At 66.8% G+C, this 13112-nt stretch carries 11 protein-coding genes; 3 read left to right on the top strand and 8 right to left on the bottom strand.

Going from position 1 to position 13112, the window contains the following annotated elements; all coding sequences use genetic code 11:
- Positions 1–197: 197 nt before the first annotated feature.
- The gene (ppk2, locus tag H0I76_RS10185) at positions 198–1118 is read right to left on the bottom strand and encodes a polyphosphate kinase 2 (RefSeq protein ID WP_234455250.1); all 921 of its coding nucleotides are present in this window, start codon (positions 1116–1118) and stop codon (positions 198–200) included.
- A 614-nt stretch (positions 1119–1732) separates the two neighbouring features.
- Here ppk2 and H0I76_RS10180 point away from each other — a divergent pair.
- From H0I76_RS10180 to msrA, 3 genes are all read left to right on the top strand, one after another.
- Positions 1733–2044, top strand: coding sequence for a hypothetical protein (locus tag H0I76_RS10180; RefSeq protein WP_200609765.1), 312 nt, complete (start codon positions 1733–1735; stop codon positions 2042–2044).
- A 173-nt stretch (positions 2045–2217) separates the two neighbouring features.
- Entirely contained in the window at positions 2218–2544 is a 327-nt protein-coding gene (locus H0I76_RS10175) for a hypothetical protein (RefSeq protein ID WP_200609764.1), read from the top strand.
- 233 nt (positions 2545–2777) lie between these two features.
- Positions 2778–3386, top strand: coding sequence for a peptide-methionine (S)-S-oxide reductase MsrA (gene msrA, locus H0I76_RS10170; RefSeq protein WP_200609763.1), 609 nt, complete (start codon positions 2778–2780; stop codon positions 3384–3386).
- A 56-nt stretch (positions 3387–3442) separates the two neighbouring features.
- Here the strand turns inward: msrA and H0I76_RS10165 are convergent, their stop codons facing one another.
- The 7 genes from H0I76_RS10165 to H0I76_RS10135 are packed head-to-tail and all read right to left on the bottom strand — an operon-like array spanning position 3443 to position 12941.
- On the bottom strand, positions 3443–3955 hold the full coding sequence (locus H0I76_RS10165; protein ID WP_200609762.1) for a hypothetical protein: 513 nt from the start codon (positions 3953–3955) through the stop codon (positions 3443–3445).
- Positions 3948–6788 (bottom strand): 2Fe-2S iron-sulfur cluster-binding protein, encoded by a 2841-nt coding sequence (locus H0I76_RS10160; protein ID WP_200609761.1) that lies wholly within the window; start codon positions 6786–6788, stop codon positions 3948–3950. The genes H0I76_RS10165 and H0I76_RS10160 overlap by 8 nt, the downstream gene beginning before the upstream one ends.
- Positions 6785–7051 (bottom strand): sarcosine oxidase subunit delta, encoded by a 267-nt coding sequence (locus H0I76_RS10155; protein WP_200609760.1) that lies wholly within the window; start codon positions 7049–7051, stop codon positions 6785–6787. The genes H0I76_RS10160 and H0I76_RS10155 overlap by 4 nt, the downstream gene beginning before the upstream one ends.
- Before the next feature lie 11 nt (positions 7052–7062).
- Positions 7063–8316 (bottom strand): sarcosine oxidase subunit beta family protein, encoded by a 1254-nt coding sequence (locus H0I76_RS10150; RefSeq protein ID WP_200609759.1) that lies wholly within the window; start codon positions 8314–8316, stop codon positions 7063–7065.
- Complete coding sequence (locus H0I76_RS10145; protein WP_200609758.1) at positions 8313–8984, bottom strand: TetR/AcrR family transcriptional regulator; 672 nt, start codon at positions 8982–8984, stop codon at positions 8313–8315. The genes H0I76_RS10150 and H0I76_RS10145 overlap by 4 nt, the downstream gene beginning before the upstream one ends.
- Position 8985: 1 nt before the next feature.
- Positions 8986–10533 carry a trimethylamine methyltransferase family protein gene (locus tag H0I76_RS10140; RefSeq protein WP_200609757.1) on the bottom strand — a complete coding sequence of 516 codons (1548 nt, stop codon included), beginning with the start codon at positions 10531–10533 and terminating at the stop codon, positions 8986–8988.
- Positions 10533–12941 (bottom strand): GcvT family protein, encoded by a 2409-nt coding sequence (locus H0I76_RS10135; RefSeq protein WP_200609756.1) that lies wholly within the window; start codon positions 12939–12941, stop codon positions 10533–10535. The genes H0I76_RS10140 and H0I76_RS10135 overlap by 1 nt, the downstream gene beginning before the upstream one ends.
- Between the last annotated feature and the right edge of the window lie 171 nt (positions 12942–13112).

Raw genomic sequence — 13112 nt, 5'->3', positions numbered from 1 at the left:
TCAGTTAAGGCTCATGTCAGTTCAATGATAAACGCGTGCCACCGGAGCGACTACCCACAAGGTTATCCACCGATTCTGGGGAGAAGCGCCGAGGATTACCGAGATGATTGAATCGCTGCCCGCCGTCGATCGACGCCGAGCGATGCAAATGCGCACCTGACGACCTTGGCCGCACCAATATGGCGGTGCGCTCGAACTCAGTATTTCTGTGGAACGTAGAGCTCGCTCGGCAGCACCTTGCGTTCGTAATCGGGGTTGAAGACGCGGTCGGGCAGTCGGATCTCCTCGTGCGGAACGTCGCCGTACGGGATCTGCTGCAGGAGGTGGTGAATGCAGTTCAGACGCGCGCGCTTCTTGTCATTGCCCTCGACGATGTACCATGGCGCCTCGGGGATGTTCGTCCGGGCGAACATCTCCTCCTTGGCCTTGGTGTACTGTTCCCAGCGGACCCGGCTTTGAAGGTCCATGGGGCTCAGCTTCCACTGCTTGAGCGGATCGTGAATGCGCATGAGGAAGCGCATCTGCTGCTCCTCGTCGGTGATCGAGAACCAGTACTTGATCAACCGGATGCCGGAGCGGACGAGCGAGCGCTCGAAGCCGGGAACATCCTCGAAGAACTGCTCGATCTGGTCCTTGGTCGCGAAGCCCATCACCTTCTCGACACCGGCGCGGTTGTACCAGGATCGGTCGAAGAGCACGATTTCGCCGCCGGCCGGCAGATGCGGCACGTAGCGCTGGAAATACCACTGGGTCTGTTCTCGGTCGCTCGGTGCGGGCAGCGCGACGACGCGGCAGATCCGCGGATTGAGGCGCTGGGTGATCCGCTTGATCACCCCGCCCTTGCCGGCCGAGTCGCGCCCTTCGAAGATCACCACGATCTTCTCCTTGCTGTGGGCGACCCAGTCCTGAAGCTTGATCAGCTCAGACTGCAGGGTGAGGAGCTCTCGGAAATAGACACGCCGATCGATGATGTCGGGGTGCGATTTCCGGTAGATCTTCCGGATCTCGAGCGAAAGGGCGGGTTCGGACAGCTCGAGTTCGTAATCCTCGTCGAGCGTATCTGCCAGCTCCGCTTCGAGCCAGTCCATGCCATCGGAACCGTTTCCAGTCGTGCTCATGATCACCTCCCGTCACTCGGGCACGTTTATTGTCGGCCTCGGTGCCGCACGTCGCCCACGTCCACTGGCAGCAACGACAATGCCGGATGAGTTGTCAGCCGCGATGCTCGGTGCGGTCAACGGGAAACCTTGAGACCAGTGCGTCACCGCGGGCGCGCCGCCAGTCCTGAGGTGCCGGAAGCCGCGAAGGAACGACGAAATAGACCCGAGCGCCATCCATTTCACGAGGCTGCCTCGCCGCGATACGCCGACGCTCGCACAGCCAGCACATGCTGCCGCCATCTAGCGCCGGCTGTCCGCACACGGTCCCCGCCTCCGTCGTCTCAAGGCAGACATTCATGCTGGCCTCCGGATCGGTCACGGTTTTGGCCTAACCGAGTTCTGTGACGCTTTCATGCCGGTTCGATGGCCAGAGCGGTGCGATGGTGATCGTGCTGCGTTCCACACGCGAGACGTGGTGCATCCGGTGCGCCACACTCATTGCCGGAGAAAGTCGTGACGACACCGGATCATCCAAACGGTCCGTCGCGCCCCGCAGGGCTTGCATCGAGCTTGGCGCCCGATAACTTACCCACAATTGCCGTGTCGAAACTCAGACTTCCGAGAGGCCGACAATGCTGCGCCCAACACTCCACAAGGACGGGTCGTATGGCCCATACCTCGGTCGTGACTGGCGGTTCTTGTCCGAAATGCTGAAGGATGCGTCCGACGTGCTGCTCAAAGCGGCCCCTCGGCGCCACGACTACATGTCCCACACCGCGTACCTGAAAGCTGTCCAACATCATCGCGAGATGCTGGATGCCCTTGGCCAGCTTCAGGAGAATGCGCAGGCGACGTATAGCCATGTCGCACGCCAGTATTCGGCGAGCCGCTCGCGCGATGTGTCAGCGGCAGGAACAACCGGGACGGCGACCTCTCAATTGTAGGACGTCGCGATACGAAACGGCCGGCATGTCCCGCAGTTTCGGTGGCGGGGCCGTTCCTGCGGGTCAATCAACGATCGTCATGAATTTGAAGACTTGGTAGGCGATACTCCGCCGCGATGCCGCGTGGATGCGATGGCGCGCGACGTTCGCGCAATTTTTCCGATGGAGACGAGATGTCGAGCGCGGCCTCCGCAAACTTCCGCATGTTTGACGGGTGGACGGATGCCGGCTGTGCGACCGGGTCCGGATCGCCTGCCCTGCGCGCAGCAAAGCCGACACTGGATGAGATTGTCCGAGAGCCCATCATCCGTCTTCTCATGGCCAGCGATGCGGTGACCGAGAAGGATATTCTCGACGTTGCGCAGATGGTCCGGGACCGTCGGCGCTTCCCGCGCTCGCCGGCCCCACACCCGCACGCCGGTGCGTGCGCGCCATATCCGCTTGCAAATGCCGAGACAGAAATCTTCGGCGTCACGGCCCCGCCCCGACTGATGCCGTAGCCGTCTTGGCTGCAACGACGCACCGCGACTGCCACCACGGTTGGGGTGTCACCTCCCTCTTTCCGCGGGATCTGCGCCGGATCGCGAAGTTGGCCGAGTGCCGTCTCGCCACGCCAAAGGGTGGCATGTGACCGAAGAAGAGTACGGTCGCGCAATAACGTGCTTGTGAGCCGCGCGGTATCGCGGATCCCGGGGCGAGGGTTATCTTTGATGGGCCGGATGGGAGGCCCAGAATGATCCGATATCTGCTCGTTGCATTGGCGATTGGCACGGCGCCGCTCGCGGTGACGGCACAGGAAACCGCCACCGCCGTCTTTGCCGGAGGATGCTTCTGGTGCGTCGAGTCCGATTTCGACCGGATACCGGGCGTGCTCGCGACGGTCTCGGGCTTCACGGGCGGCTTGACCGAGAACCCGAGCTACGCAGAGGTCTCCGCCGGCGGAACCGGCCATCGCGAGGCGGTCATGATTACCTACGATCCCCGGCAGGTTTCCTATGACGAGCTGCTGACTGCGTTCTGGCATTCGGTCGACCCGACTGACCGCGGCGGCCAGTTCTGCGACCGCGGGGTGTCGTACACGACCGCGGTCTTCGTCCTCGATGCCGAGCAGCGCCGCGCCGCCGAGGCGTCGAAACAGGTGACGCAGACCGAGCTCGGTCAGGAGATCGTCACGCCGATCGAGGACGCTGGGTCCTTCTTCCCGGCCGAGGAATACCACCAGGACTACTACCAGAAGAGCCCGTTCCAGTACCGCTTCTACCGATGGTCGTGCGGGCGCGACCGGCGGGTGGAGGAGCTGTGGGGGAATACCGCGCGTCTGGGTATCCCCGACCACGAGTGAGCCCGCCGCCCCGCCACCTGAGGCCTCAAACGGGACTGCCAGCAACCGTCAGCCGCTCAGTCCTTGCCGGCTTGCCCGATCCAGTCCCAGACATAGGCCAGCATGGGACGCTCGACCCACAGCATGAACGCAGCGCCGTCGCGGGCGAGCAATGCGAACTGCCCGGCGAAGATCAGTGCGGCCGAGGGCGAGTTGCCTTTAAGGTCGCACGCGGTGCCCTGGGCGATGACTTGCCCGGCTCTCTCTCCGACGAGACTGATCGGGCAAAAGGCGTCGCCCGCGCGGCTCACTCCGTAATCTGCCGCTTGCCACCCGTCTGCAATTTCGAAGGGCGTCGGGGCAACAAGCAGCGCCCGATCCCGGGCAATGCGCAGCGCGAAAGCCCCGCCACCGATGTCACCACCGAGGCCGACCATCCGTGCCCCGGGCGCGAGTTCGGCAAGCGCGGCGCCGAGATTCCCCGAGACCAGAACGGCGTGGCCCGGAGCGAGGCAGGCGGCCTGAACGCCGCCGAGGTCAAGTGTCGCGCCCGGCGAGGGTATGGTGTCGGGCCAGCTCATCTCATCCATCAAGGCGATGTCCCTCCGGATCGAAGGCACAGGCCGGAGCGACGACAGCGGCCCGCACCTCGCCCATGTGGAAGCAACCGATCCTGTCTCCGATCCGTGCCCGGCCGTCTTCCAGGAGCGCCAGTGCGATCGGACGGTCGAGACCGGGGCTTCGGTAGCTCGACGTCACGAAGCCAAGCGAGCGGCGCGGCCCGTCGAGCGGCACCAGATGTGCCCCCGCCGCCAGCGGCGCATCGCCGTCGGACACGGCGATTCCCACCAGTTGCCGGCGCCCCTCCCTGCACCCTTCGGGCGTAAAGAGCGAGCGTTTGCCCAGGTACTCGTCACGGCGCCGCTCGCGCTGCGCTCCCCAGCCCAAATCGTGCGGCATCGTCAGGCCGTCGGTATCCTTGCCAACGAGGATGTAGCCCTTCTCGGCGCGCAGGATCATGACGGCTTCTAGCCCGATCCAGCGCCCCCCCACCGCGCCGCGCGCACGATCCAGCCGGTTGCGCAGGTCGTCCGAATGGCGCGCCGGCACCGATACCTCATAGCTCAGATCGCCGGTGAAGCTGACGCGCGCGATGCGCATCGGATGGCCCGCCTCGGTGGTTTCGGCCACGCCCATATGCGGCATCTCGGGCACCGCGATCTCCGCCTCATCGAGCAGGTCGCGGGCGCGCGGTCCCGTGACGGTCAGCGTGACCCAATGGGCGGTGACATCATGCAGAACGACCCTGGACGGGTCGAACCTGTCCTGGCGCGCATCCTCGAGCCGCAGGAGCACGCCCGCGACGTGGCTGGAGGAGGCCGAGACGATGAAGCGGTCCTCGGCCAGCCGCAGCACCACCCCATCGTCATAGACGACGCCGCTTTCCGCCAGCATGAACCCGTAGCGCGCGCGCCCGGGCCGCAAGGTCGACATGCGCACGTAATTGGCGAAATCGAGAAGTTCGGGCGCGCCGGGCCCGATCACCTCGATCTTGCCGAGTGGGGAGGCGTCGAAGATGCCCACGCTCTGGCGCGCGGTCCGGGCTTCGTCGACGGCCAGCGTCGACTCGTCGCCGGTTCCGTAGACCGCCGGGCGCAGCCAGCCGCCGTACTCGCGGAAGCGCGCGCCGGCTGCACGATGCTCGGGCTCGAGCGGCAGACGCTTGAGCGGGTTGAACAGCGCGCCCCTGCGGCGCCCGGCAATCACCGCGAGAGGCACAGGTGTGAACGGAGGCCGATAGGTCGTCGTACCGGTCTCGGGGATGCTGCGCGCGGTCAGCGCCGCCATCGCGGCAAGCCCCGCGAAGTTCGAGGTGCGCCCCTGGTCGGTCGCCATTCCCAGCGTGGTGTAGCGCTTGAGATGCTCGACCGAGGTGAAGCCCTCGCGTGCTGCCAGGCCCACATCCTTGAGTGTGACGTCGTTCTGCAGATCAATCCACTGGCGCCCTGGCAGCGCCGGATCGGGCCTCATCGGTGTGACGCCCCAAGGAGCATCCCCCTCGGGACGTGGCGCCGGGCCTTCGCCGCCTGCGGCGGCATGCCCCTCGGCTAATGCCGCGGACAGCCCGAAGCTGCCACTGGCAGCGCCGGCGACCATGATCGGAGCGGTTCCCCGGCGCGGCACCAGCGCATCGCGCACGTCATCCCAGTCGAGCTTGCCACCGGCCTGGCAGTAGAGGTGAACCGAAGGCGTGTAGCCGCCCGACGTGAGGACCGTGTCTGCCTCCCACGCCTCGCCGTCGATCACCGCGCACCGGACCTCCCGGCCGCCCCGGGCGGCGGTGAGCCGGGCCGCGCGGACGACCCGGACGCCTTCCGGCGCGTCGGGACCCTCGGGTCGGATGTCGGTGAGCGTCACCTCGGCACCAGCCTCGGCAAGAGCGGCGGCTACCGGATAGCTCGCGTCCCCGCCGGTCGCGAGCACGATGCGCCGGCCGGCGACAGCGCCATAAAGAACCAGGTGGTGCAAGGCGGCTTCGGCCGACATCACGCCCGGCAGATCATTGTTCGCGAACCAGAGCGGTCGCTCGATGGCTCCCGCCGCCAGGATTACCTCGCCGGCACGGATGCGCCAGTGCACGTCAGGCAGGCCGGTCCTGCGCTCCCACGCCGCGAACAGACCGTGGTCGAAGGCGCCCCAAAGCGTCGTGCGTGCAAGCACCCGGCCTCCGGCCGCGAGAACCTCAGCCTGCACTGCGTCGACGAATTCGCGCCAGTCCGCGCCATCGATAAAGCCACCGCGCCACCGCAGGCTGCCGCCCGGCTCGGGCGCCTCGTCGACCAGCCAGACCGCCCGCCCCTTGCGGGCAGCAGCGCGGGCGGCGGCAAGGCCGGCGGGGCCCGCGCCGATGATCAGAAGATCGCATTGCGCGTTGATCCGCGGGCAATCGGCCGGAGGACAATTGGCCGGGTCGATCCGACCGAGGCCCGCCATCCTGCGGATCATCGGCTCCCAGGTCATCCACCCGGGACGCATGAAGGTCTTGTAGTAGAAGCCGGCCGGCAGGAACCGCTGGAGCCGATCGAGCAGCCGATACCGGTCGTGCGCCGCATCAGGCGCGGCATTGACCGACGAGAGCGCCATGCCGTCCTCGAGCAGCTCGGTCGTCGCGCGGACATTTGGCATGGTGACGCCATCGCGGGTAACGTCGAGGATCGCGTTCGGCTCCTCGCCCCCCATGCCCCAGAGGCCGCGCGGGCGGTGATACTTGAAGCTCCGGCCCAGCACCCGCGTTCCCGAGGCGAGCAGCGCGGAGGCAAGCGTGTCGCCCTCGAACCCCGTCAGCGCGATCCCGTCGAAGTGAAAGCCCGCCGGGCGCTCGCGGTTGACGCGACCGGCTGTCGGGTGCCGCCAGCCGCTCATGATGCCCGCCCCGGCAGGGCCTCGGAACCGCTCACTTCACGGGTCAGCGTATCGCGGGTCATGAGAAAGTATTCGCCACAGGTCAGATGCACCCAGACCTCGCGCGCCTGGCCCTTCAAAGCGTCGTTGAGATGCAGATACGCTGCCCATTCTGCATCGGTGACCTCCTCGGCCGGCTCGGGCCGGGACTTGCCGGCCTCGGTGGCGAAGTGGAACTCGGTCTCGTCGCGAAGCCCGCAGAAGGGGCATTGGAACCGTTGCATGCCGATCCCTCCTAGTGCGCGATGCCAGAACCGGCCGCCTCGTCGATGAGGCGGCCCGTCACGAAGCGGTCGAGGCCAAAGGGGCGACTGATCTCGTGATGCTCGCCCCGGGCCAGAAGATGCGCCAGGAGCCAGCCGCCAGCCGGGATTGCCTTGAACCCCCCGGTGCCCCATCCGCAGTTGAGATAGAGCCCTTCAACGGCTGTCGGCCCGATCACCGGCGAGCTGTCGGGCACCACGTCGACCACGCCGGCCCACTGGCGCAGAAGCTTCAGCTGGCCGAAGGCCGGAAACATCTCGAGAAGCCCCGAGAGCACGGTCTCCTGCGCCGGCAGGTTGCCGCGCTGGCCATGCGTCGGGACACGGTCGAGACCGCCTCCGACCACGAGCTCGCCCTTGTCGGACTGCGACACGTAGGTTCCGGTTCCCAGGTAAAGAAGCACCGTGTCGAGACATGGCTTAACCGGTTCCGACACGAAAGCCTGCAACGCATATGTGTGGATCGGCAGCGTCACGCCCGCGCGCGCCGCCAAGCCCGGCGTTGCGCCGGCGGCGGCGAGGCCCACGCGCTCGGCCCGGATCGTGCCGCGCGAGGTCTCGACACCTGTCACGCGGCCACCCTCGATCAGCAGGTCGGTGACGGCGCAATTCTCGATGATGTCGATGCCAAGGCCGCTTGCCGCGCGGGCATATGCCCAGGCGACCGCGTCATGCCGCGCCACTCCGGCCCGGCCTTGCCAGATACCGCCCATGCAGCGGTAGCGCGCGTCCTCGCTCCGGTTAAGCAGGGGCACGCGGCGCATCGCCTCCTCGGCGCTCATCAGCGCGCCATCCACGCCGTTGAGCTGCATGGCGTTGGCGATGCGGGTGCAGATCTCCATCTGCATCGGCGTGTGCGCGGCGATCAGCATGCCGCGCTGGCTGAGCATGATGTTGTAGTTGAGCTCGCGGCTCAGCCCTTCGTAGAGCCGCAGCGCCAGATCGTAGAGAGCGACGCTCTCCGGGTAGAAATAGTTCGAGCGGACGACGGTGGTATTCCGGCCCGTGTTACCGCCGCCGACCCACCCACGCTCCAGCACCGCCACACGCGTGATGCCGTGGTTCTTCGCCAAGTAATACGCGGTCGCGAGGCCGTGGCCGCCGCCACCGACGATGATCGCGTCGTAAGCCGGACGAGGATCGGCCTTGCGCCAGGCAGGCTGCCAGCCACGGTGACCGCCAAGCCCTTCACGAAAAAGGGAAAGGGCTGAGTATCGACGCGTCATGATCCGGCTTCTTCCTTCGCGAACACCCGCAGGGCATCGCACTCGCCAGGCGCCGGAGCGTGGCCGGTAAAGCCCTCGAGATAGCCTTCGAGGCGCCCAAGCCGCTCGGCCATCGGCTCGGCCTGCTCAAGCGCGTGATAGCCGAGCTGCATGAAATAGAGGATGCGCGCCCGGACATCGGCGTCGAACGGGTCGTAGCCGTGGCGCGCGAACATCTCCCTGACCGCCGCCAGCCGATCCTTGTCCGCCCGGTCGATGATCTCCCGGACCGCGGCGTCCCGGCGCGCCCATTCCCGCACTGCGAAATCCAGCCCGGGATCAAACAGGTCCGGCGCAAGGAAGCAGCGGAAGAAGTTGCACACCGCGCCCGTGATCGTGGCCGCCGGCATACCGCAATGCGCCACCAGCGTGCTGGTGTTCCTTCGCGCCCAGTCCTCGAGCAGGGCGCCCAAAAGGTCCTCGCGGTTCTTGAAATACCAGTAGAAGCTGGAGCGAGACACGCCGAGCCGCTCGCTGATCGGCAGGATCTTGACCTCAGCCACGCCGTCGCCGACGAGAATGGCGCGGGCGACGTTCAGCCAGTCCTCGCGGGTGACCTTCACGTGGCCGACAAGCGGCTCCTTGCTCGGGTCGTCGCGATGAAGCACCGGATCGGATCGTCTCGACATCTCAGCTCTCCGGTGGCGCGCCGCCATCCGCACTGCGGCGCGCGATGAAGTCGTGAAGGCGTCCCACCCGGTCGGCATCGGCCTGGGGGCGTGCATCGGTGGCGACGATCTCCTTCCAGATCGCGGTCGCGCGGGAATTGCTGTCGCGCGACCCGCGCTCGGCCCATGTGCCGAAATTCGACCAGTCGGCCACCAGCGGCTCGTAGAATTCGGTCTGGTAGCGGGCCATGGTGTGGGCGGCACCGAAGAAGTGTCCGCCGGGGGGCACCTCGGCCAACGCGTCGAGCGCGAGTTCACCCTCGCCTGCCGGCGTCACGGCGCAAAGCTCGGCGACCATCTGAAGGACTTCCAGATCGGTAATGAGCTTTTCGTAGGAAACCGTAAGCCCGCCCTCGAGCCAGCCCGCCGCGTGGATGATCACGGTCGCTCCCGCCAACAGGCAGCCCCAGAGTGCGAACTGGGTCTCGTGCGCTGCCTGGGTGTCATTGATGTTCGCCGCCGAACCGCTGGCGCAGCGCCATGGAAGCCCGATATGCCGGGCGAGCTGTCCAGCAGCCAGCGAGGCCTTGAAATGCTCGGGCGTGCCGAAGGCGGGGGCGCCCGATCGCATGTCGACGTTCGAGGTGAAGGTGCCGTAGCAGACCGGCGCGCCCGGCCGCACGAGCTGCGTCAAGGCGATGGCGGCCAGCGCCTCGGCATGGCTGAGCGTCAAGGCGCCTGCGACCGTGATCGGGGCCATGGCGCCCATCAGGGTGAACGGCGTGACGATCGAGACCTGGCCATACCGCGCAAAGTCGATCAGGCCTTGCGACATCGGAATATCGAGCTGCCGCGGCGAATTCGTGTTGATGATCGTGTAGCAGTGGCTTTCCGACTGGAACGCCTCGTCCGAGAGCCCACGGAAATCGCGCACCATCTCGAAGCAGTCCATCACCTGCGGCGTGCCGCGGGAATAGATGAAGGGCAGCTTGTCGCTGAGCGTCAGCTGGGCCTCCATCGTGAAGTAGTGGCGCAGGCTGGTCGCGATGTCCTGCGGCTCGACCAGTGGCGGCACCATGTGCAGCACGTCGAAGGCTTGGGTGATCTGCACAAGCTCGCGGAAGTCTCGGCCGGTGCCGGGACGGCGGCCGCGCGCGAGATCGGTGGCATGCGGCGCGCCGGCGCCGGGCTGGAACACCAGGCTGCCGGGCTCGAGCACAACGTCGCGCGACCGTGTGCCGGCGCGGCAGGTGATCGAGGTCGGCGCCGAGGCAAGCGCGGCTTCCACGATCTCGCGGCCGAGATGAACCATGCCGGTCTCGTCGTCGACGCGCGCGCCCGCAGCGCGGAAGACTGCACGCGCCTCGGGCAGGAGCACCCTGATCCCGAGACCCTCGAGCACGGAAAGCGCGGCATCGTGGATGGCGGCGATCCGGTCCGCGGAGAAGACCGCCATCTGCGGGAAGGGATTGCGCAGCTGGCGGTAATTGACCGAGCGGGCGGAGCGGGGCTCAGCCGCCCCGCCGGAAGGGCGCCGCCGTCCCGTGCGCGTCCGCCCCTCCCGATGCATCAGAGCCTCATCGCCTTGCCGTCCGGATCATAGGGCGAGGGGGCGATCACCCGCGCCGCACTCTCGACGCCCACGACATGGACGGCAAGCTCGGTGCCGACCTGCGCGGCGTCGCGGTCGACCATCGCCATCGCCAGGGACTTGCCGAGCGTATGGCCGTAGCCGCCCGAGGTGACGAAGCCGACGCGCGTGGCGTTCCACCACACCGGCTCGAAACCGCTGGCGTCCGCGTCCGCGGCATCGACCTCCAATGTCACCACGACCTGGCGGGCGCCGCCGGCCTCGCGCTCGGCCAGTGCGGCTTCGCGCCCGACGAAGTCGCCCTTGCCCCATGCGATCCAGCGATCCATCCCCGTCATTGCGGGAGTGTAGCCCTGCGTGAACTCGGCCGACCAGATACCGAAGCTCTTCTCGAGCCTCAGGCTCAGCAGCGCATTGAAGCCGTATTCGCGGATGCCGAACTCGGCTCCAGCCTCGAGCAGCGCGCGGCGCAACGCAACCTGTTCGGTGGCATGGCAGTGGATCTCGTAGCCAAGCTCGCCCGCGACCGACAGCCGTCCGACCCGGGCGCGGATCAGGCCGATGTCGAAGCTTCCGCATCCCATGAATGGAAGCTCGGCGATCGGATCGGCCGTCAGCTTTTCGAGCACCTTGCGCGAGTTGGGACCTGCCAGGCTGAAGCCGACGATGTCGTCGGACAGGTCGCGCAGGTCGACACCCTCATGCATGTGATCGTGGAACCAGCGCATGTGCCATTCGCGCAGGTAGTAGCTTCCCATGATCCACCAGGTTCCGTCGCCCCAGTTGAAGACCGTGAGGTCACCCTTGAGCTTGCCGGTCTCGCTCAGCATCGGCGCGAGGCGGGCTCGGCCGGGGCCGGGCAGCCTCGAGGCCATGAGGTGGTCGAGCCACGCCTTTGCACCGGGTCCGGAGACCTCGAACCGCGAGAAGCCGGAAATGTCGAGGAGCCCGACGCTCTCGCGGACGGCGCGGCACTCGGCGCCCACGATGTCGAAGGCGTTCGAACGCTTCAGCGTCGGCTTCTCCTGGAACTCGGGCGAGGGCGCGAAGTAGAGCGGCACCTCCAGTCCCCAGCTGACGCCCCAGCGGCAGCCAGCAGCCGTCATCGCGTCATGCGCCGGAGCCATCTTCAGCGGCCGTCCGGCAGGCAGCTGCTCGTTCGGGTAAGTCATGACGAAGCGCCGGGTGTAGAACTGCCCCGTCGTCTGCCGGATGTATTCGCGGTTCTCGGCGTAAGGGCCGTAGCGCGCCACGTCCATGCCGAAGACGTCGGCCTCGGGCTCGCCATGGATCATCCATTCAGCCAGCGACTTGCCCACGCCGCCGCCCTGCAGGAACCCGGCCATCACCGCGCAGGCGCACCAGTAGCCACGCTTGCCCCGCACCGGCCCGACCAGCGGGTTGCCGTCGGGCGAGAAGGTGAATGCGCCGTTGACCCAGTTGCGCACACCGGCCTCCTGAAGGACCGGATAGCGCTGGAAGCCGAGCGTCAGCTCGTTCGCGATCCGATCCAGATCCTCCTGCAGGAGCTCGAAGCCGTAGTTCCACGGTGCGCCGTCCATCATCCAGTGCTGATGGTCGATCTCGTAGATCCCCAGAAGCATCCCCTTCTGGTCCTGCCGCATGTAGGTGAAGCCTTCGAGGTCGACGACCAGGGGCAGCTCGCGGTCGAGATCTGCGACCTCCGGGATCGTCTCGGTCAGCAGGTAGTGGTGCGCGAGCGGGCTGACGGGCAGTTCGATCCCGGCCATGCGCCCCACCTGCTTGGCCCAGAGGCCGCCGGCATTGACGACATGCTCGCAGCTCACCGTGCCCTTCTCGGTCACGACCTGCCAGCCCTCGGCGGTCTGGTACAACTCGAGCACCCGGTTGTGCTCGATCACCTCGGCGCCGCGCTTCTTGGCGGCGCCGGCGTAGGCATGAACCGTTCCGGTCGTGTCGACATAACCCTCGCGATCAGCCCACATGCCGCCGAGGATCCCGTCCGTCGACATCACGGGGCAAAGCTCGCCTGCTTCCTCGGGCGTGATCAGGCGGACATCCTCGATCCCGATCGACTGGAAGGTGCGGTAGGCGGACTGCAGCCATTCCCAGCGATCCGGCGTGCCGGCCAGCGTCATGCCGCCGGTCATGTGCATGCCGACGGACTGCCCGGATTCCTTCTCGATCTCGCTCAGCAGATCGATCGTGTAGGCCTGCAATGCCGCGATGTTCGGATCCGCGTTCAGCGCATGAAATCCGCCCGCGGCATGCCAGCTGGATCCTGCGGTCAGCACCGACCGCTCGATCAGGCAGACATCCGTCCAGCCGAACTTGGCGAGGTGATAGAGCACCGAGGCGCCCACGACGCCGCCACCGATCACCACGACGCGGTAATGGGATTTCATCCGACCCTCCCGAACAGATTTGCGACGAAGCGTATCGGTGATTCAGGAACGCGTCTAGACACTAATGTCCAATGATCGGGTTTTCATCGAGACGCGCAGCGGATCGCGCGCGAATTGGCCGGCTTGGGGCGTCCCTTCGAAGGCGAGAGGATGGAGCGGCACAGGGCGGAA

Origin of the sequence: Thermohalobaculum xanthum, assembly GCF_016623495.1 — a bacterium.
GTDB lineage: Bacteria > Pseudomonadota > Alphaproteobacteria > Rhodobacterales > Rhodobacteraceae > Thermohalobaculum > Thermohalobaculum xanthum.
The sequence above is the reverse complement of the archived record's forward strand: the minus strand, read 5'-3'. Positions and strand labels throughout refer to the sequence as shown.